At 44.5% G+C, this 20931-nt stretch carries 20 protein-coding genes and 1 rRNA gene; 13 read left to right on the top strand and 8 right to left on the bottom strand.

The genetic code is table 11. The annotated features are described in order from the left end of the window. Positions 1 to 163: 163 nt before the first annotated feature. Positions 164 to 279, top strand: a 5S ribosomal RNA gene (gene rrf / locus AB1K89_RS00005). Positions 280 to 532: 253 nt separating this feature from the next. Here the strand turns inward: rrf and prli42 are convergent. Further along, a complete protein-coding gene (prli42, locus tag AB1K89_RS00010; RefSeq protein ID WP_413052787.1) occupies positions 533 to 628 on the bottom strand; it encodes a stressosome-associated protein Prli42 in 96 nt (31 codons plus the stop codon). 115 nt (positions 629 to 743) lie between these two features. Between prli42 and mce the strand changes: the two genes are divergently transcribed. Genes mce through rnz form a run of 6 tightly spaced genes read left to right on the top strand, consistent with a single transcriptional unit; the run spans position 744 to position 6532 of the window. Beyond that, positions 744 to 1163, top strand: a complete 420-nt coding sequence (gene mce, locus AB1K89_RS00015) for a methylmalonyl-CoA epimerase (RefSeq protein WP_413052788.1) — start codon at positions 744 to 746, stop codon at positions 1161 to 1163. Beyond that, a complete protein-coding gene (locus tag AB1K89_RS00020; RefSeq protein ID WP_413052789.1) occupies positions 1150 to 2697 on the top strand; it encodes an acyl-CoA carboxylase subunit beta in 1548 nt (515 codons plus the stop codon). Before mce ends, AB1K89_RS00020 begins: the two co-directional genes overlap by 14 nt. Positions 2698 to 2725: 28 nt before the next feature. After that, complete coding sequence (locus tag AB1K89_RS00025) at positions 2726 to 3853, top strand: M20/M25/M40 family metallo-hydrolase (RefSeq protein WP_413052790.1); 1128 nt, start codon at positions 2726 to 2728, stop codon at positions 3851 to 3853. Between the two features lie 3 nt (positions 3854 to 3856). Beyond that, positions 3857 to 4333: a chemotaxis protein CheW gene (locus tag AB1K89_RS00030; RefSeq protein ID WP_413052791.1), complete on the top strand. Its 477-nt coding sequence runs from the start codon at positions 3857 to 3859 to the stop codon at positions 4331 to 4333. A 60-nt stretch (positions 4334 to 4393) separates the two neighbouring features. Beyond that, positions 4394 to 5584: a DNA polymerase IV gene (locus AB1K89_RS00035; protein WP_413052792.1), complete on the top strand. Its 1191-nt coding sequence runs from the start codon at positions 4394 to 4396 to the stop codon at positions 5582 to 5584. Positions 5585 to 5593: 9 nt separating this feature from the next. Beyond that, positions 5594 to 6532: a ribonuclease Z gene (rnz, locus tag AB1K89_RS00040; RefSeq protein ID WP_413052793.1), complete on the top strand. Its 939-nt coding sequence runs from the start codon at positions 5594 to 5596 to the stop codon at positions 6530 to 6532. Positions 6533 to 6569: 37 nt separating this feature from the next. Here rnz and namA read toward each other — a convergent pair whose 3' ends face one another. The 4 genes from namA to AB1K89_RS00060 all read right to left on the bottom strand — a co-directional run bounded on the left by namA (position 6570) and on the right by AB1K89_RS00060 (position 11022). Then, the gene (gene namA, locus AB1K89_RS00045) at positions 6570 to 7595 is read right to left on the bottom strand and encodes an NADPH dehydrogenase NamA (protein WP_413052794.1); all 1026 of its coding nucleotides are present in this window, start codon (positions 7593 to 7595) and stop codon (positions 6570 to 6572) included. A 26-nt stretch (positions 7596 to 7621) separates the two neighbouring features. Further along, positions 7622 to 8431, bottom strand: coding sequence for a pyrroline-5-carboxylate reductase (gene proC, locus AB1K89_RS00050; protein WP_413052795.1), 810 nt, complete (start codon positions 8429 to 8431; stop codon positions 7622 to 7624). Positions 8432 to 8742: 311 nt separating this feature from the next. Continuing rightward, a complete protein-coding gene (locus AB1K89_RS00055; RefSeq protein ID WP_413052796.1) occupies positions 8743 to 9861 on the bottom strand; it encodes a TFIIB-type zinc ribbon-containing protein in 1119 nt (372 codons plus the stop codon). 18 nt (positions 9862 to 9879) lie between these two features. Beyond that, positions 9880 to 11022 carry an SPFH domain-containing protein gene (locus tag AB1K89_RS00060; protein ID WP_413052797.1) on the bottom strand — a complete coding sequence of 381 codons (1143 nt, stop codon included), beginning with the start codon at positions 11020 to 11022 and terminating at the stop codon, positions 9880 to 9882. Between the two features lie 169 nt (positions 11023 to 11191). On the opposite strand from AB1K89_RS00060, the gene AB1K89_RS00065 reads away from it, so the two are divergent. Further along, positions 11192 to 12136: an MBL fold metallo-hydrolase gene (locus tag AB1K89_RS00065; RefSeq protein ID WP_413052798.1), complete on the top strand. Its 945-nt coding sequence runs from the start codon at positions 11192 to 11194 to the stop codon at positions 12134 to 12136. Further along, positions 12123 to 12881: an SDR family NAD(P)-dependent oxidoreductase gene (locus AB1K89_RS00070; protein ID WP_413052799.1), complete on the top strand. Its 759-nt coding sequence runs from the start codon at positions 12123 to 12125 to the stop codon at positions 12879 to 12881. Before AB1K89_RS00065 ends, AB1K89_RS00070 begins: the two co-directional genes overlap by 14 nt. Positions 12882 to 13340: 459 nt before the next feature. Here AB1K89_RS00070 and AB1K89_RS00075 read toward each other — a convergent pair whose 3' ends face one another. Continuing rightward, positions 13341 to 13619 carry an alpha/beta-type small acid-soluble spore protein gene (locus AB1K89_RS00075; protein WP_413052800.1) on the bottom strand — a complete coding sequence of 93 codons (279 nt, stop codon included), beginning with the start codon at positions 13617 to 13619 and terminating at the stop codon, positions 13341 to 13343. Between the two features lie 161 nt (positions 13620 to 13780). Here AB1K89_RS00075 and hprK point away from each other — a divergent pair, with 161 nt between their 5' ends. Next, positions 13781 to 14695 carry an HPr(Ser) kinase/phosphatase gene (gene hprK, locus AB1K89_RS00080; RefSeq protein WP_413052801.1) on the top strand — a complete coding sequence of 305 codons (915 nt, stop codon included), beginning with the start codon at positions 13781 to 13783 and terminating at the stop codon, positions 14693 to 14695. A gap of 65 nt (positions 14696 to 14760) precedes the next feature. Here the strand turns inward: hprK and AB1K89_RS00085 are convergent, their stop codons facing one another. Beyond that, positions 14761 to 15426 (bottom strand): TetR family transcriptional regulator, encoded by a 666-nt coding sequence (locus AB1K89_RS00085; protein ID WP_413052802.1) that lies wholly within the window; start codon positions 15424 to 15426, stop codon positions 14761 to 14763. Between the two features lie 275 nt (positions 15427 to 15701). On the opposite strand from AB1K89_RS00085, the gene AB1K89_RS00090 reads away from it, so the two are divergent. Together AB1K89_RS00090 and AB1K89_RS00095 are read left to right on the top strand one after the other, a co-directional pair. Next, positions 15702 to 17204 carry a BCCT family transporter gene (locus tag AB1K89_RS00090; protein WP_413052803.1) on the top strand — a complete coding sequence of 501 codons (1503 nt, stop codon included), beginning with the start codon at positions 15702 to 15704 and terminating at the stop codon, positions 17202 to 17204. A gap of 28 nt (positions 17205 to 17232) precedes the next feature. Next, entirely contained in the window at positions 17233 to 19281 is a 2049-nt protein-coding gene (locus AB1K89_RS00095) for a CocE/NonD family hydrolase (RefSeq protein WP_413052804.1), read from the top strand. A 120-nt stretch (positions 19282 to 19401) separates the two neighbouring features. Here AB1K89_RS00095 and AB1K89_RS00100 read toward each other — a convergent pair whose 3' ends face one another. Next, a complete protein-coding gene (locus tag AB1K89_RS00100) occupies positions 19402 to 19839 on the bottom strand; it encodes an OsmC family protein (protein ID WP_413052805.1) in 438 nt (145 codons plus the stop codon). A gap of 136 nt (positions 19840 to 19975) precedes the next feature. Here AB1K89_RS00100 and AB1K89_RS00105 point away from each other — a divergent pair, with 136 nt between their 5' ends. Beyond that, positions 19976 to 20761, top strand: a complete 786-nt coding sequence (locus AB1K89_RS00105) for a GNAT family N-acetyltransferase (RefSeq protein ID WP_413052806.1) — start codon at positions 19976 to 19978, stop codon at positions 20759 to 20761. The last annotated feature ends 170 nt before the right edge of the window (positions 20762 to 20931 follow it).

The following is a 20931-nucleotide window of genomic DNA, read 5'->3' on the forward strand; positions in this document are numbered from 1 at the left end:
GAGGTGGATAGGTCCGGGGTGGAAGCGTGGCGACACGTGCAGCTGACGGATACTAATCGATCGAGGACTTAACCTTAAGTTACTTAAGTACGGTTGAACTTGACGTTCAGCGACAATGTTGGTTTTATCCGGTTTTGAACGAACAAGCATCGTTCATACATAGTCTGGTGACGAAGGCGAAGAGGTCACACCCGTTCCCATACCGAACACGGAAGTTAAGCTCTTCAGCGCCGATGGTAGTAGGGGGCTTCCCCCTGTGAGAGTAGGACGTCGCCGGGCAAAGGCCATCCCCTGTGGGGGATGGTTTTTTTATGTTTGACAATATAACCGAAGGTTAAATATCTGTCATACCAATAGTAATATTTCTGCAAATCGAACACTGCGCTGTTCGATTGGAAAGCGTCCGCTCGCAGCGGAAATCAACATTGTAGCTTTATCTCTATTTTAAAAGAAAAAAGACTGTAGGCAAACACCCACATTCATGGTGTTTGTCTACAGTCTGAAGCAGTCCAAGCAGGTTAGTTTTTCATTTTTATAATATCATGCTCAAGCCGAAAAGGATACTTGAAGCGACCATAGCCGCTACCATTAGTAAGACGACAAACTTCTGTACTTTTTTATTGCTCATTTGGCAAATCTCCTCACGTTATAGATACTTCCATTTTAACAGATTCCTTAAAATTCTCAAGATGTAGCGGATTTAAATAGAAAACGTTACAATGGATTGAAAGGGGGGCGTACGAATGAAAAAAGTTGATCATATCGGAATTGCCGTTAAAAATTTGAAAGATACCTTGCCATATTATACAGAAACACTTGGTTTGAAACTGCTTGGAATTGAAGAGGTTGAAAGTCAAAAAGTGAAAGTGGCGTTCATCGATGCGGGAAATTGTAAAATTGAGCTCCTTGAGCCGATCGGTGAAGAAGGCGCGATTGCAAAATTCCTTGAAAAACGCGGGGAAGGCATCCACCATATCGCATTCGGAGTTACTGATATCCGTACGCGGATGGAAGAGTTAAAGAAAAAGGGTATTCAATTGCTGCAAGATGAGCCGAAGCCGGGCGCAGGCGGTGCAGAAGTGGCATTCATGCATCCGAAGTCATCTTTCGGGGTGCTTTATGAACTATGTGACAAAGGGGAGAAGTCGAATGGACATTTATGATAAAATTAATGAATTATACGACAGGAAACGGGAAATTGAATTAGGTGGAGGCGATGAAAGGATTGCCAAACAACATGAAAAAGGCAAACTGACCGCTCGGGAACGAATCGATCTTTTGCTCGATAAAGGATCGTTTGTCGAGTTGAATCCTTTCGTCATACATAGGACACGTGATTTTGGCATGGATAAGCAGATGGGGCCAGGAGACGGCGTCGTGACTGGATACGGGAAAATCGACGGACGCCCAGTTTATCTGTTTTCACAGGATTTCACTGTATTTGGCGGTGCGCTAGGTGAAATGCATGCCATGAAAATTGCGAACGTCATGGACTTGGCTGCGAAGAATGGCGCACCTTTCATCGGTTTGAACGATTCTGGGGGTGCACGTATCCAAGAAGGAGTCGTTTCACTGGACGGGTACGGCGAAATTTTCTATCGCAATGCGATTTATTCAGGGGTTATCCCACAAATTTCCGTCATTTTAGGGCCGTGTGCAGGTGGTGCTGTATATTCTCCAGCAATCACTGATTTTGTATTTATGACAGACGAAACGAGTCAGATGTTCATTACAGGCCCGAAAGTCATTGAAACGGTGACAGGTGAAAAGATCTCATCCGAAGATTTAGGCGGTTCGAAAGTACATAATTCAATAAGCGGAAACGCTCATTTTCGTGGAAAAGACGAGAAGACGGTATTGGAACAAGTCCGAAATCTCCTTTCCTACCTTCCACAAAACAATAATGAAAAAGCTCCAGTTCTTGAAACCGACTCCCATGATGATTATCGCAACGATTTAGCGGATGTCGTGCCTTTCGAAACGATTCGCCCATACGATGTCCGCAAAGTCATCGAACAAGTCGTCGACGAAGATTCGTTTCTCGAAGTGCAGGCGGAATTCGCGAAGAATGCAGTCGTCGGATTTGCCCGAATGAAAGGCGAATCGGTCGGGTTAATATGCAACCAACCAAAAGTGATGGCTGGAGGATTGGATATCAATTCATCAGACAAGATTGCCCGATTCATCAGGACTTGTGATTCGTTCAATATCCCTGTCATCACGTTTGAGGACGTTACGGGGTTCTTCCCAGGAGTGAAGCAGGAGCACGGGGGCATCATTCGCCATGGTGCAAAAATTCTTTATGCCTATTCGGAAGCTACTGTTCCGAAAATCACAGTCATTTTACGGAAGGCATTCGGTGGAGCTTATGTGGCATTGAACTCAAAAGCGATCGGCGCGGACATTGTCTATGCATGGCCGAACGCGGAAATTGCAGTCATGGGAGCTGAAGGTGCAGCAAACATCATTTTTGCAAGGGAAATCGCAAATAGTGACGATCCGGATTCGACGAGAACCGAAAAAATTGAAGAATACCGGGCGAAGTTTGCAAATCCGTATGTCGCTGCTTCCCATGGAATGGTAGACGACGTTATCGATCCTCGTGAGACACGCATCAAGCTTTTGCAGGCACTTGAAATGATGAGAAATAAGCAAGAGACGAGACCTAGAAAGAAACATGGCAATATCCCATTGTAATCGGACGAAATCGAAGGAGAGATGCATAGTGAATGCACAGCGGCTATTAGATGAGTTTTTTGAGCTTGTACAGATTGATTCTGAAACGAAGCATGAAGAAGGAATTGTCACAGTATTAAAAGAGAAAATGGAAAACCTCGGATTCACAGTAGTGGAGGACGACTCTAAAGATGCGACAGGACACGGCGCCGGAAACTTGATTGCAACATTGAAAGGAACAGTCGAAGGTGCTGATCCAATTTATTTTACATGCCATATGGACACTGTCGTTCCCGGTAAAGGGATCAAGCCGGAACTGCGTGAAGACGGGTATGTTTATTCGGATGGCACGACTATTTTAGGTGCGGACGATAAGGCTGGGATTGCCGCTCTATTTGAAATGGCAAGAGTGTTGAAGGAAGAAGGCAAGCCGCACGGCGATATCCAATTTATCATTACCGCAGGAGAAGAGAGTGGACTTGTCGGAGCAAAAGCGATGTATCCGTCACTGCTGAAAGCGAAGTATGGCTATGCTGTCGATAGTGATGGAAAAGTGGGCGGTATTGTTACTGCTGCCCCTTATCAGGCAAAACTTTGGACGACAATCCATGGCAAGACGGCACATGCAGGAGTAGCGCCTGAAAAAGGAGTTTCAGCGATCAATATCGCTGCCAAATCGATTGCTGCGATGACTCTTGGCCGAGTGGACTCAGAGACGACGGCAAACATTGGTCGTTTCGAAGGGGGACAAGCGACAAATATCGTCTGTGATGAAGTCCGTATTCTAGCGGAAGCCCGTTCCATCAATTCCGATAAGCTCGAAAAACAGACTACCCACATGGTTGAAACATTTAAAAAGACCGCAGCTGCTATGGGCGGCAAAGCTGAAACGGAAGTGAAGCTCATGTATCCGGGCTTCAGCTTCAATGAAGACGCAGAAGTCGTGCAAACGGCAATGGAAGCGATACGTAATGTCGGCAGAGAACCTGAACTCATGACTAGCGGCGGCGGAAGCGATGGCAACGTATTCAATGGGATGGGAGTTCCAACAGTGACATTGTCGGTCGGCTATGAGGAAATCCATACGAAAAATGAGCGGATGCCAGTGGAAGAATTGAATAAGCTCACTGAATTATTGATTGAAATAGTTCGCATTTGTGCGACTAAGGGGGCTTGACCGTTGAGCGACTTGAAAGCGGTAATCATTCAATGCGGGCAAGAGGAATATGCATTGCCTGTAGATACTGTCGTTTCAATTGAAAAACTTGAACGGGTAAATCCGATTCCACATTTGCCAGAGTATATGCTTGGGTTGATGAAAATCAGAGGTGAATTGGTGCCGATATTGGACTTTCAGCAGATCCTTTACGGCAATTCTGCGAAAGATGATCCGAACGCAAGAATTGTTGTCGTGCAAACCGAAAATCTATTTATTGGATTACTCGTTCTTGATGCTAAAGAGATTTTGGATATCCCGGAAAGCAAATTGACTTCATCTGGGTTGATGGCCTATTCAAGAACGCCATATTTCAAGACAGTCGCCAATCTGGAAGATCGGATGATCACCGTTGTCGATGCTGAAATACTATCACGGACGTTGTCAGGGATGGATGAAATCGGGGAATACGTGCAAGCAAAACGTATGCAGGAAAAATAATGTAGAACCGGATGGCTGCATCCATCCGGTTTTTTGAATGAAGTGATGGAGGTGAGGCAAATGACAACTGTCCCGAATGCACAGGCGAAAGTCATCCTTCATCTTGATATGAATAGCTTTTTCGCTTCTGTCGAGCAGGCGCATGATCCGAAATTGAAAGGGATACCGATGGCGGTTGCTGGAAATCCTAAAGAGCGACGGGGCATCCTCGTCACCTGCTCATACGAGGCGAGGGCGCTTGGCATTTACACGACGATGTCAGTCGGCGAGGCGAAGAGGATTTGTCCCCATCTCGTCATCGTGCCGCCGGACCATGAAAAATACCGGTTAGCTTCCAATGCTGTTTTTTCGATTTTGCGTTCTTATACCGATCTTGTCGAGCCTGTCTCGATCGACGAAGCGTATATCGACATTACAAATATCGGTGGGTTGACGAGTGCCATTCAAATTGCGGAGCATATGCAGCAGCGAATCCTAAATGAATTGGACCTTCCTTGCTCTATCGGAATTGCGCCAAATAAGTTTCTGGCAAAGACTGCTTCCGATATGAAAAAGCCAATGGGCATTACGATTTTACGTAAGAGGCAAGTGCCAGATGTTTTATGGCCAATGCCTGTTATAGAGATGCACGGGATTGGAAAAAGCACAGAAAAGCGTCTAAATGAAATCGGCATTATAACAATCGGGGATTTGGCGAAAGCAGACGAATCATTAATTAAAGGCACGATGGGGAAAAACGGCATTAGACTGCGAAAGCGGGCGAACGGAATCGATCATCGGCCAGTCGATCCTGACGCGGCGGAAGAAAGGAAGAGTGTCGGAAGCTCGACGACATTGCCGATTGACGAAACGGAGCTGTCTGCATGCCTCGAAGTATTCAAGCAGTTATCCGTGAAAGTCGCACAGCGATTAGACAGGCGACAGCTGGCGGGTACGGTCGTCATGATACAAATCCGGACGTCCGATTGGCGGAACTTCACAAGAAGCCGGACAGTGATCAATCCGCTTTACAAAGCGGAGGATCTGTACAAAGAAGCAGCAGAACTTTTCAAACGGCATTGGGACGGGGATCCGATCAGGCTATTAGGAATTACGGTATCCAATGTCATTCCGATTAATGAATTGAATGAGCAATTATCATTTGAAAACTTCGAGAAGTACGCAAAAGAAGCAAAAATGGAAGAGCTTGTCACAGAACTAGAGAAAAAATTTGGTCCAAATTCCGTAAAACGGGGGCTAGGAGAAAGGTAGGCGATCGTAATGGAACTATTATTCTTAGGAACCGGAGCCGGCATGCCATCCAAGCAACGCAACACATCGTCGATGATCGTCAATCTATCTGCAGAGCAAGGTGGCTATTGGATGTTCGATTGCGGCGAGGCGACGCAGCATCAACTGCTAAGAACGTCAATCAAACCACGGAAAATCAATAAGATTTTCATCACACATTTGCATGGTGACCATATTTTCGGTTTGCCTGGCTTCCTTGGGTCGCGATCTTTTTTAGGTGGTGAAGATGAATTGATCATCTACGGACCGGTCGGTATTAAGGAGTGGATAACGACTACGCTTCGTCTAACGAAAACCCATTTGACCTATCCATTGAAAATTGTAGAGATCGAGGAAGGAGTGATCTTTGAAGATGATCAATTTATTGTGTCTACACAAGAACTCCAACATGTCATCCAATGTTTTGGTTTTAGAATTGAGCAAAAGCCGTTGCCCGGAAAGCTACTTGTAGATAGAGCATTAGAATCAGGAGTCCCAAAAGGTCCTTTATTAAAAAAGTTGAAAGATGGAGAAGACGTCGAGCTCGCTGATGGGCGAATCGTTTATAGCAGAGATGTCACGGGTGAACCGCAAAATGGGTTTACAGTTGCTGTCCTCGGAGATACAAAATACTGTTCAGCCGCTGTCGAATTGGCGGAAGAAGCAGACATTCTTATCCATGAAGCAACATTTGATATTGAAACAGGTGACCTTGCGAAAGAGTACGGCCATTCTACAATAGGTGATGCGGCACGAACAGCGAATGAGGCAAATGTGAAGGCGCTTATCGCGAATCATATTAGTGCACGTTTCATGCCAGCTGATATCGGTATTTTACAGGAGCAAGGCAAAGCGGTTTTTCCGAACGTCCACATTGCAGAAGACTTCAGTCACTTTGAGTGGAAAAACGAACAGTTGATAAAAAAATAAAGCTGCCGCAGTCATCTTTGACAAGCGGCAGCTTTCCTTATTTATTAAAAGTCCATCCTCGATCATACTGCTTAGGCGGGTCAATCGTCACGCCCAATTCCTTCGCGGCCGTATAAGCCCAATATGGGTTGCGGAGCAATTCGCGGGCTAATAATACAACATCTGCTCGGCCGTTCTTCAAAATTTCCTCGGCTTGCAACCCGGTCGTAATCAAGCCGACAGCGCCTGTCGCAATACTGCTTTCTTTTTTTATCTGTTCCGCAAACGGCACTTGATAGCCAGGATACGCATCGATTTTAGCGGGAACTACAGCGCCCGAACTGACATCTATCAAATCGACATCTTGCGTTTTCATCCAATTCACCATTTCGATGTATTGAGAAGTCGTCATTCCGCCATCTGCATAATCCTCTGCGGATATACGGACGAATAAAGGACCGTTCCAAACTGAACGGACAGAATCGATGATTTCGCGCAAAAAGCGATATCGATTTTCAGAAGGTCCGCCATAATCGTCATTTCTCTCATTTGCAAGCGGCGAGAGGAATTCATTGATCAAATAGCCGTGGGCGGCATGAAGCTCGATGACATCAAAACCAGCTTTTTTCGCCCGGACAGCAGCATCTTTGAAAGCGACAATTGTTTCCTCGATTTCCTCAAGCGACATTTCGACTGGTGTTTTATACTGTTCATTGAAGCGAATTGCACTCGGCGCATAAATATCGCCATCCACCGTAGCCTTCCTGCCGGCATGCGCAAGCTGGATACCTGTCTTCGAACCATGCTGCTTCATAAGACGTACAATGTCAGTCAGTCCCTCCACATGGTCATCGCTCCAAATGCCAAGATCCCGATCCGAAATCCGGCCCTCCGGCAATACGGCAGTCGCTTCCACGATAATCAATCCGACTTGCCCGACAGCCCGAGTGGCATAGTGAATCTTATGCCAATCTTCAACTTTACCATCTAAGTTATGACTTGAATACATGCACATCGGTGCCATGACAATCCTATTTTTAAATTCTACCCCGCGAATCGAATAAGGTGTAAATAACATTGCCATTACAATAATCTCCTCCTAGTAATTATTCAAGACAACGCTCCCAGTTCCCGGGAACGAATTTCCGCACTGTTGATGCACTCTTGGATCGTCTCTTTAAATAGTCGATTCTCAAGTGCTTTCAATCCGGCTTCAGTCGTACCACCCGGACTTGTCACATTTTTTCTCAACAGTTGAGGTTCATCACCAGTTTGCCGTAACATCGCTGCCGCACCTTCGAATGTCTGGATGACCAGTTCGCGAGCCACTTCATTAGAAAGTCCCTTTGCGATCGCCGCCTCTTCCATTGCCTCGACCATGTAATAAACATATGCAGGGCCGCTGCCGGACAAAGCCGTAACTGTATGCAACTCATCCTCTTCAACTTCTTTCACAACGCCAATCGATGACAGCAGTTCAAAAATGCGCTTTCGCATATGTGGATCGACTGAAGCATTCATTGTAACCCCGCTTGCGGATTTGCCGATGGTCGCCGATGTATTTGGCATAGATCGGGCGATTGGGCGGGTGCCTAGGCCATTCTCAATCGTATTGATCGACACACCGGCAATTACGGATAAAACAGCCGCATCTTTATTGATCGTATCAGCAATATCACACATTGCTTGTTGGATATCTTTTGGCTTTGTTGCTAAGACGATGAGTTCTGCTTCACGCAATGCATTTCTATCTTGGCAAATAAGTGAAACCCCATATGATTTTTGCATGTATGCTAGCCTCTCATCATCCGATTTGTTCATCACATAGACATCATCGGCCAGCATGACTTCATTAGCAAGTATACCAGCAATAATCGCCTCTGCCATTGAACCGGCTCCTACGAAAACGATTGTTCCCATCCTCATCAATCCTTTCTAGTGAATAAAAAAAGCGCTTCCGTCCCGATGCAATCAGGACGAAAACGCATGTTTCCGCGGTACCACCTAAATTTGCCGAAATGATCCGGCACAACTTTCAAACTTTCGTAACGTGAAAGGGACGGCCATGTTTCCATGGCAGCTCAGAAGCAGGTTCGGGGTAGGAGAGGGATAGCGGCTCTCAGTCGGTGACCGCACTTCCTTTGTCCTTCACTACCTCTACTCGTCTTCGTCAACGCTCAAGTATTGTAAATTAAAGAGATTATTGCACGTTGTCAGACAAAAGTCAACAATTATAAAAAGTCTTGGAACATATATACGATGCCGATGACAAAAGAAATGACAAGAACAGTGATCATTACTTTCCACACGCTGATCGGTGCTTTGCCGCTTACTTTTCCCGTCTGCCCATTCACAAGGAAGCGGTACACGTTATTGTTGAAGGTGAAGGACGAAATCCAGAGCGGGAGCAAAATATGCTTGAACGTTATCCCGTCATATGTCGTGTCTACTTTCACAATTCTAACTTCATCCCCCGTTTCCTTTCGAAGAATGCCATTCCTTATCCGTTGATCGATAATGCCACGAGCGGAAAACCAACCCTCTTTTAAAGGTATGGAATATCGCTCTGCAAGGAAGCCTGATAAATATTCCGTCCTATAGTCGAGTAAGCTTCCAAGTTGGAAAGGCTCTACTTTGTCGATTAAACCGGAGGCGACATTACGTGATGCCTTAACTAATACATCATCGAAAAATTCATTATAGGTGCCATACTGTGTGCGCCACCTTATTTTCCTGACCTGCTCCGTAACTTGCTCGGCTTTTCCGTCGATATATTCAGTCCTTGTCTCGGTCACATAATAGTACGTTCCAATTTTCACTGTATACGAGGACTTAGTATCGGAGTCAAACGTCCAATAAGGGATATATGCACCACTGATTTTTTGCAGCTCATAATCTTTCTTCAATTTTGAAGGGGCGAAATATCTCTTGGATATCCATGCTTTGAATTTCTCAACAGCTTGTTCTTTTGATATTTGAAAGGGAAGCACCAATGCCGGTTTAATACCCGCATCATGATCCGTGACGGCAATATGAGAGGAACCGCAAAATGTGCAGAAATCAGCAACTTTATCATTATCCAACAATGTTTCCGCGCCACAATTATCACATTTAAAGACCCGTTTCTCTTTGCTCCAACTATGATCTGCCAGATCTAATGCATCCAAATAGTCGTGTTCTTTCGTATTTTCACGGGTTGCTTTAATTTCCACTTCAGTTCCGCAAAAAGGGCATTTCAAACCTCGGGAAACAGGGTCGTATACAGCATTTCCTCCGCATGAACCACATTGATTTACTTCTGTTTCTTCAATTGTCTCAACTTCCAGGAATTCGTTGTCTGCATTCGTCATTCCGTCACCCCGTCACGTTCAGCCTTCAAGGTTATCTCCGCAATCTCCACAAAACTTTGCTGTCGGTCCATTTGTTGCGCCGCATCCCGCACATTTTTTCTCTGTCGCTTGTTTTGCGCCGCATTCACCACAGAAATTAGAACCTTCTTTGATTTCCGCTTGGCAATTGACACACGGGACTTTCTTCTCTTGAACAGAAGTTCCGCATTCAGGACAGAATTTCGCCGACGCCCGAATTTCCGCCTGGCAGTGTGGGCAAGCCATTTTTGCCGGTTCGGCCGAAGGGGCTGCATGTTGCTGATTTACGGAGAAAGCTCCAGCCATCACATTACCGATAGCAGCGCCCGCTCCGATGCCGGCACCAGTGGCCGCCATACCGCCACCTTCGTTCTGGGCGGCATCACGGATCGCTTCGGCTGCCTGATATTGCGTGTACGTATTCATATTCCCTAGAACACCCATCGTCGTCCGCTTGTCCATAGCTTCCTCTACTTCTTTTGGTAGTGACAAATTTTCAATAAAGAGGGAAGTGATTTCAAAGCCGAATTCAGCAAAGCGTTCCTTCATCTTCTCCCTACCTTGTACGCTTAGTTCGTCATAGTGCATGGCAAGGTCAAGTGCAGGTATTTGCGATTCCGCAAATAGATCTGTCAATCCGGAAAGGATTGTCTTTTTCAAGTGATTTTCTATGCTGCTCGTATCATACGAACTGTTCGTACCAAACAGCTCTTTTAAAAAACGTGCAGCATCGGAAACTCTGTACGAATAGATGCCATAGCCACGCAAACGAATCATCCCGAAATCCGCATCACGCATCATAATCGGATTGGAAGTTCCCCATTTTTGATTAATGAACTGCTTCGTATTCACAAAATAAACTTCAGCCTTAAACGGGGAATTGAACCCGGTTTTCCATGACTTCAATTTCGTCAAAACAGGCATGTTTTGTGTGTATAAAACATGATGCCCTGGCGTGAACACATCGGCAATTTCGCCTTCATTCACGAATACAGCTACTTGCGATTCACGAACGATCAAGCTTGCGCCCATTTTTATCTCGTTATTTTGCACAGGAAAACGGTAAACCATTGTATTGGAATTTTGGTCCGTCCATTCTATGACCTCAATGAATTGACTCTTAAAAAAATTAAAAATTCCCATATTCATCCCCCTAGGAAAAAATTATCGTCATTATAGTATACTACGGATTAATCGATTAAAGGTTTCAAGATTGGGTTTGCCATGAGTGACGTAGCTGAAGAAAAGAGGTACAATGGACTGAATATCCATTCATTATTAAAACTGATGGAATTTGAAGGAGTTTACTTATATGATACATAAAATCGAAATTCCAACGCCGTTTGCCGTAGGCGATGTCAATTCTTTTGTCGTCAAAGGGGATGCTTTATCACTTGTTGACGCGGGACCTAAAACACCGGAGGCATATGATGCGTTAAAACGCGGTCTGAAAGAAATTGGTTATACATTCAATGATATTGAGCAAGTCGTTCTGACTCATCATCACCCCGATCATGCCGGCTGGATGGATGCCTTTGATAAAGCCGAAGTCGTCGGTCATCCGTATAACAACCTATGGCTGAAAAGGGATCAGGCATTCATGGAGTACCATGATCGCTTTTATTTGCAATGTCTAAAGGAAGAAGGCGTGCCGGAGGTCTATTTCAATTGGGTGGAAAAGATGAAAAGGCCGATACGTTTGATGGGGGACCGGACGCTGGACAGGACAATCGGAGAGGGCGACGAGTGGACAGGGCATCCAGGCTGGACTGTCCTGGAAACACTCGGACATGCTCAAAGCCATATTGTTTTATTCAATGAAAAGACAGGGGAGATGATTGGGGGAGACCTTGTACTGGAAAAAGTATCGTCCAATCCTTTAATCGAACCTCCTGCGGACCGTGCCGCAGAGCGTCCGAAGTCGTTATTGCAATACAATGCTTCTTTGACACGGCTGTTAGATCTGCCGGTTAATATCGTTTACGGCGGTCATGGAAATGAAGTTCGGAATGTCCATCCTCTTATCGAATCAAGACTTCAAAAACAACATGAACGGGCAATGAAAGTACACTCTATGCTAAATGATGGAAGTAGGACGATTTATGAGCTGACACAGCAATTGTTCCCGTCTGTCTATGAAAAGGAACTTGGCCTAACACTATCCGAGACAATCGGACAAACAGATTATTTAGTATCAAAAGGACTCGTACGAGAAACGATTGGAGAAGGCGGTATTTTGTATTATGAACAAACGTAAGACCGTTTTAGTAACCGGGGCGACGAGCGGTGTCGGCTATGCAACTGCGATGCGGCTGTTAGCTGACGCCAATCGGTACACTGTTTATGCAACGGGAAGGGCACCGGATAAACTTTGGGAATTGCAAAATGAAGGGGCGATTGCCATTCCTGCAGATATTACAAATACGGCAGAGATGGAAAGCTTATTGGAACAGACCGGCCCATTGGATGTCGTCATCTTTTCAGCTGGGGTAGGGCGTTTCGAAGCCGCCCATGTATTGTCTGATGAAGAAATCCAATCGATGATAGATACAAACTTCATTGCCCCAGTCGGACTGACGAAGCGGGTCCTTCCGCAAATGTTGGATCGACGGGAAGGGCATCTCATTTATATCGGGTCGCAGGCAGGAAAAGTGGCGACACCGAAAGCCTCCGTTTATGCGGCGACTAAGCATGCTTTGATCGGTTATACGAATGCTTTGCGCATGGAGGTTGCCCCGTTCGACATCAATGTTTCCGTCATTCATCCGGGTCCGATTGATACGCCATTCATAGACATGGCTGACAAAACGGGAAGTTATCGTACTTCAGTCGGCAGACATTTGCTGCAAGTCGACACTGTCGCGGATGCAGTCATTCGGATAATTGACAAACCTGTCCGTGAAATTAATCTACCCGGCATTATGGGGCTCACAAGCAAACTGTATGCACTCACTCCTGGATTAGTTGAAAAAGTCGGTCGTAAATATTTTATGAAGAAATAATTGAGGGAAAAGAACTTGTAAATCCGCAAAAAAAGAGCATGATCCCAATATCAGACCATGCTCTTCTTTCCCGCACCGGAAAATTTGATTGTTTGTTCACTTGCTTCAAACTGTTTTTCCTGACAAACAGTAAACGCCCGTCAGTGCAGTTTGATCGATCTGACCCCTGACTTTAAAAAGTTTGGTCCTATTCATTAATGACCATAATGGGTGTCAGCTTCAAGTTGCACTTCCACAAAAAACTTACCTCTTACCGTACTTAAAGTGGCCGGAACAATACTGTTTATCCCCGGACGAGTGTTCCACTTGCCAGTAAAGCAAATTTTCCGCCAAGGCTGTGCAAATCTCCGTGGAATCGACCATCTTGCTATCTCATCCACTTTCGTTCTGCCTTGTATTCTACATATACCCTTCACTACAACAGGATAAACACTAATTTCAAAAGTTTTTTATTCCTCATCAATTTTTATCTCTTGCCATTTGTTCCTGCGCTAATCGGACCATCTCTTTCACCATATTTCCGCCAATTGGGCCACCTATCCTCCCAGCCTGTTCCGATGTCAGTTTGCCATTGTATTCGTCTGAAAGGGGAATGCCCAATTCCTTTGCAATTTCAAACTTGACCGCATCCGGTTGGTCGTCATCCACTGCATATCCTTTTGCTTTCATTACATCCACTTTTAGCTGATCCATTTGTTTGCGTGCCTCAGGAACTAAAAGACGATTTTTGCTTCCCATCCACTCATCTCCTTTCCAGCATAGTCTTTCCCGAAAATCAATAATGATGTTGAAAGTAAAATATACATTGCTTCTCGAATGCATTAGCAGTTCAACATGTTATACTAAAATGAAATCAATTAAATGAACAAAACGAATAGAAACAGGAGGCGAGCTTGGATATGAAAACTGTAACCATTGAACATATCGTAAAGCGATTCTCATTGGAAGTCCTTGTTGGACATCATATGCTAACTAAAATCTTAAAAAAGACGAAAGTCAGAAGACCGGGCTTGGAGTTTATGGATAAATTTGATTTTATTGCGACGGAACATGTCCAAATTCTAGGGAAGAATGAAATCAATTACTTGCATACGCTTTCGGATGAAGAATGCAAGCTCCGAATCGCCAATATTGTCCAATATGATCCACCTTGCATCATTATTACGTCCAATCAGGAAGAACCGCTTGGTTTAAGGCAATATTGTACAGAAGAACAAATACCCGTCTTACGGACACCTGATTCGACGAGTGAAATGAGCGCCAAGCTAGATGCTTACGTCACGAAAGAGATGGCACCTGAAATTGCCGTCCATGGCGTATGTGTCAATGTAGCTGGCATTGGAATCCTGCTCCGTGGAAAGTCGGGAGTGGGGAAGAGCGAAACGGCCCATACACTGATCGGCAGGGGGCATCGATTGATTGCAGACGATATCGTTGTATTGAAAAAACTTAGTCCGCAAACGCTTCTCGGCACACATGACGAAACTAACAAGGAATTCCTGGCGTTGCGTAGCATCGGTCTGCTCAACGTTGTCAGGCTTTATGGCCGTGCGGCTTTTCAAGAAGAAAGTCGAATTGCGCTCGATATTGAATTGACGGAGTGGAAAGACAATGCATTGAATAATGAACTTGAACTGGACACGAAATTCAAGTCTTATATGGATGTTCCTGTTCCGCATATCCAAATCCAACTACAACCGGGTAGAGATGTGGCAGGTTTAATTGAGGCGGCAGCAAATAACTGGTATTTACAACAGCAAGGATATAGTGCTGCAGAAGAATTCAAGAAGCGGCTTGAATCCGAATTTAATTGATACAGTTAATAGAAGAAATATAACGTAACCAAAAAAACCGATGGATTCGTCCATCGGTTTTTTAGCTATGGATTTTTAATGATCAATGCATTTTTTACCATTTGATTAATGTATTCCAACGTCTTTTGTTGAGCTTCTTCCAAACTATAATCCAGCCGGTTATTCAATATATTCGTGAGCATCCCTTGCCATAAAAGATTAGTCATTTCATTAAGTGAATCCACTTGTCGTTCATCGATCAGTCCATCCTGTGCTACCAATTGTAAAAGTGACTTTCCTCTTTTCGTCATACTTCGTTCGAACAAAATCGGTTTCAACTCTTCGGGGATATTGATCAAGTCAGAAGGGTACATCTCATAATAACGTTCAATCATCCTTTCCGGATGATCCCCAAGATCCATAATGAACACTGCATGGAAAATGGCGGGCTGCTGGAAGGAATGTCTGCAGAAGCATTCCCATGCAAGCATATACTTCTCCAAAGAAGTTTGTCCTTTCTGCATGCTTTCCGTAACTTCCTCCGTATATTCTTTCAACAGCTTCATCGATGCAAAGAAAATCAAATGTGATACTTCACCAAAGTAATTGTATATCGTCGCACTGTTGTATCCGGCACGGTCTGCGACCTTCCGAATCGTTACTTGATTTATTCCATCCTCGTTTATAATCTCCATTGTCGCATCAATAAAATATTTCCACATGCGGCTCAATTGAATTTTCTTGTTGCTCATAACCTCAACTCCATCCTTTCCAATCCATTAAACATAATACATTATTTACATTATACAATATTTACAAAATATTAATTTACCTTTTACAATTGTTCTATCATTTTTCATGTGGTAGAATAATCAATATTAATAAATAATCATGATTAGTATATCTTATCTGATTATCAGAGGTGTTTCCATCTAATCTTTCAATACTAGGGAAACTTGTCTTTGAAAGCGCTATCAAATCAAGGAATGGTAGTTTTGCAATGTAAAAATTAAATAGGGGTGGGAATATGAATAAAGTGAGGATTGATCCAATTATCTTTTGGGCGTCACTAGCAGTCATTATTGCGGCAACTGTTTTGCTAGTTGTCAATCGATCAACTGCAGAGCCTTATTTGGATGAAATGATGACTGCGATTACGTATAAGATGGATTGGGCGTTTCAGTTTTTGACAATCGGTTTGTTTATTCTCCTTATCTGGTTGGCATTCAGCCGCTATGGAAAGATTACCTTAGGTGAAGGCAGGCCTGAGTTTTCAACTTTCAGTTGGGGGACAATGCTGTTTACGGCAGGTATGGGGACAAGCATTATGTATTGGTCAATGCTTGAGCCGATTTTTTACTTTACTGGCCCTCCGTTCGGGATTGAAGCGGAAAGTAAAGAAGCTGCTGAATGGGCATTGACGTACGGCTTATTTCATTGGGGCATTTCCGCTTGGTCACTATATGCATTCCCGACAGTTGTCATCGCCTATTCTTATTTCATTAAAAAACGTCCTTCTTTGAAAATGAGCGTCGCTCTTAGCGGTGCACTCGGCAAATATTCGGATGGCTGGTTAGGCAAACTGATTGATATTCTTGTCATTTGGAGTCTGGTCGGAGGTTTAGGTACATCGCTCGGTTTAGGAGTTCCAATGGTGTCTGCCGTAGTAGGGAGTATTTTAGGTATTGAACAAACCCTAACACTCGATGCCATCATCGTCATTTGTATAACAATTGTTTACTCGGCGAGCGCTTACTTGGGGCTTCATAAAGGAATCAGGAGATTGAGTGACATTAACGTCTATCTAGCATTGGCGTTAGCAATATTCGTATTCATCGCCGGGCCGTCTTTATTCATATTGACGTACTTCACTAACAGCTTCGGCATGATGATCCAGAATTTCGCCATGATGAGCTTTTATACCGATCCCATCAGCCAAGGCGGTTTTCCACAAGGTTGGACTGTATTCTACTGGGCTTGGTTCGCAGCGACAGCCCCTTTCATGGGACTTTTCGTCGCAAGGATTTCGAGAGGAAGAACAATCCGTCAACTGATCACCCATATGCTACTTTGGGGTTCTATCGGTGGCTGGATTTACTTCATGGTATTTGGCGGCTATACGATGAACTTGCAATTGCAAGATATCCTTCCCGTTAAAGACATCTTAACCGAAAGCGGAGGACCTGCATCAATCGTTGCCATCTTGAAGTCATTGCCATTAAGCGCTATCGTCTTGCCGTTCTTTGTCATACTGGCGGTCATTTTCCTTTCAACATCGATGGACTCGGCAACGTATATTCTTTCAGCCATCGCAACGAAGGAATTGGGGGAGGGGCAAGAGCCAGCACGATGGCATCGGATGATTTGGGGAGCAGTTCTAGCAACAATCTCCATTTCGTTGCTGCTTATCGGCGGATTACGGGTCATCCAAACGTCCGCAGTCGTCGTATCTGTGCCAATTTATATTTTCTATCTTCTGCTCGTCGTCTCTCTTTTAAGATGGCTGAAGCAGGACTTTCCAAAAGCGTAAACAGGATATCACTTAGGAGGTTTTCATAATGGTTTTCAACGTTCGTGAAACAAACCGGGTTGTCCGGACAGAATTTCCGAGAAAGATTAAGGAAATGAACAATATTTGGATTCCGATGTCGGACGGAACGTGTCTTTCTGCACGGATTTGGCTGCCTGAAGATGCTGTCCAAAACCCTGTCCCGGCGATTCTTGAATACATCCCGTACCGGAAAAATGACTTTACTGCATTAAGGGATTCGCTGCGTCATCCTTATTTTGCTGGACATGGTTACGCGAGCATCCGTGTCGATTTAAGAGGATCTGGCGATTCCGAAGGGATTATGTATGATGAATATTTAAAGCAGGAACAGGACGATGCATTGGAAGTGCTTACTTGGATTTCCGAACAGCCATGGTTTACCGGAGGCATTGGCATGATCGGTAAATCATGGGGAGGATTCAATGGTTTACAAGTGGCAGCGAGACGCCATCCATCATTAAAAGCGATCATCACACTTTGTTCAACGGATGACCGTTATGCCGATGACGTTCACTATAAAGGGGGGGCGATGCTTGCTTCGGATATGCTATGGTGGGCTTCTACTATGCTTGCCTATAATGCCCGTCCCGCTGATCCGGAAATGGTCGGAGAAGCATGGCGTGACAATTGGTTGGAACGATTGGAAAAGACACCACCTTTCGTTGAGGAATGGGTAAGGCACCAGCACCGTGACGATTACTGGAAGCATGGTTCTGTCTGTGAGAATTACGAGGACATCGAAATTCCTGTATATGCGGTAGGTGGTTGGGCGGATGGCTATACGAACGCCATCCCCCGGTTATTGGAAGGATTGAAAGGGCCGCGAAAAGGATTAATTGGTCCGTGGGCGCATGAATATCCGGAAATGGCAGTCCCGGGGCCGCAAATCGGATTCCTTCAAGAGTGCTTGCGCTGGTGGGATCACTGGTTGAAAGGCATAGATACCGGCATCATGGAGGAACCGATGCTGAGAGCATGGATTCAAGATAGTGTCCCTCCTCAAACCGATTATTTTGTTAGACCGGGCCATTGGGTGGCGGAGGAGCAATGGCCTCCAGCTAATCTCGAAACGAAACGTTACTATTTGGACGGTTCTGTATTGACAACAGAAATTACTGATGCAAATGAAATTAAAGTGGAAAGTGTCCAACAGCACGGTCTTCATGCGGGCGTATTCTGTCCGTTCGGCCAACCGGGCGACTTGCCGGGAGATCAAAGGAATGAAAATGGCTACGCGGTCGTTTTCGATTCTGAACCGGTTGATGAATCCGTGCATATTTTAGGGCACCCATCATTCACTGTTGAACTTTCATCCGACAAACCGAATGCTTTACTATCGGTACGGTTAAATGACGTTGCACCAGATGGTTCATCCACTCGTGTGACGTGGGGACTGTTGAACCTTACACATAGGGATAGCCATGAGTTTCCTGAGCATCTCGTGCCAGGTGAAAAATACAGCGTCACTGTCGAGTTGAATGCAATCGGCCACAAATTGAAGAAAGGGCATCGCTGGCAATTGGCCATATCACCTACGTATTGGCCACATGCTTGGCCATCTCCTGAAGAAGCGACCTTGACTGTCTATCCTTCAGAAAAGACATTTTTGTCGCTCCCTATCAGGGAACCGAAAGCGGTTGACCTGGAACTGGAGCCTTTTAAACATCCAGAGACAGCCCCAGTTTTGGAAAAAGACATACTACGTGATGCAAAAAGGACACGCGCCATTACACATGACTTCGTTTCAAACATGTGGACGCTCGATGACTTTTCGGACGAAGGTGCCAGAAAACTACATGTCAATGGCGTTGAATACGGGAGTACGAACCGCAATATTTATTCAGTCAAAGAAGGTGAGCCTCTATCGGCAAAAGTACAATGTGATTGGACGTTGTCGCTCGGTAGGGGTGAATGGCAGACAAGCCTTGAAACGACGAGTGTCATGACTGCCGATGAAGAGAACTTCTATTTGATGAACAAATTGATCGCGTATGAGGGTGAAGAGGAAGTTTTTAATCGGACATGGGAAACTAAAGTTCCGAGAGAGTTTGTATAAGACACATAGGTCAGGAAAGTGACCGGTTATGGTCCCATTCCGCCTAAGTTTTATATGCGTCAACAAAATACTAAAAAGTCTCTCGTCCAAAATTAGGACGAGAGACTTTTTATATTGTTGTTATTTAATGCTCGGTTCCACTATCACTTCAACATTTCCTTGTAACGCTCTGCTAATCATACATGAAGTTTCCGCTTTCAATGTCAATCGCTCTACAACATTCCGCTTATCCGCCATACCTTTGGTTAAAACGATTTCCGGCTTATGTATGATCTTTTTATATGTAACAACGCCATTTGTGAAGTCCACCACGCCGATTGACTGCATCGTCAGGCTCTTCTTTTCTACTCCGCTTCTATCCATCATCGCGGCAAGCGTGATGATATAACATGTTGCAGCTGCGCCAAGCAGCATTTCATCAGGATTTGTCCCAATGCCTGGCCCGTCCATTTCGGTTGGGATCGACACTTCCGTCTTTAAGTTCAAAGTTTCGATTGTCCCAATATCATTGCGTAATCCTGGCCAGTCCGCCTTAAGATAAAAACGATGTTCTGCCATTTACATATCCCCTTTCTACTGAATTTCATTATATATGATACTAAAAGACATTCCATCTCAAAGATTCCAATGGTAAAGTATAGCGAGTAGTCATAATAGTTAGAGAGAAAAACGAAATAGAATTGGTGGGGTAGATTTGGACAAACAAGATTTGTTATTACTTTTTGACAAAGAACTTCGTAAAAATTTGCATACACCGGGTTATCGTCGTGAAGAAACAGAACACGTAATCCGACATGTCTCATTGCATGGCGAGAGGGGGTTCATTATTGCCTCCTATGTTAATGAGGAGAATGCAAGCGAAGCCATCCAAGAAGAATTGAACTATTTCAATCGACTAGGTGTAGGGTTTGAATGGAAAGTGTATAGCTATGATAAGCCGAATGATTTGAAAGTGCTTCTCGAACAGGCAGGATTCACTATTGAACCTCGAGAATCTCTTATGGTCATGGATATTAATGATACGCATACATTGCTTCAACGGGAAGAAAAGAATTACGTGAAGGAAATAGTTGATGAGAAGGGGATCAGGGAGATGATATCTTTAATAGATATCATTTGGGAGGAATCCCATGAAGAGTTAGGGAACCGACTATGGAGAGACAAGCAAAATGATCCGGATTCTCTATATCTGTATGGAATATATGATGATGACCGACTCGTCAGTGCGGCATGGATTTATTTTGAGAAGAATTCTTCATTCGCAAGTTTATGGGGTGGCTCTACTTTACCGGAGTATAGAGGCAAGGGCTTTTATACATCTCTTTTATCTGTACGAGCTAATAAAGCAAAAGAAAAGGGATATCAATTTCTAACTGTTGATGCAAGTCCGATGAGCAAGCCAATATTAGAGAAACATGGATTCTACTGCCTTGCCTACTCCTACGGCTGTCAATCACCGGAACTAAGCAGCAACCATTAAGAGGATAATCTTTTTAGAATGTTTTAGGGATAAATACGATTAATAGACATATCCCTCAGCCTGATTGAAAACGCTTGTCATCCTAGGCGCGAAGTGGAGCGAAGACGCGAATAGAACTAAAGTTCATGAGCGGACGAGCGACACGAGCAACAACGGATGCGAGCGTTTGT

The organism is Sporosarcina pasadenensis, from assembly GCF_047228845.1.
Lineage (GTDB): Bacteria > Bacillota > Bacilli > Bacillales_A > Planococcaceae > Sporosarcina.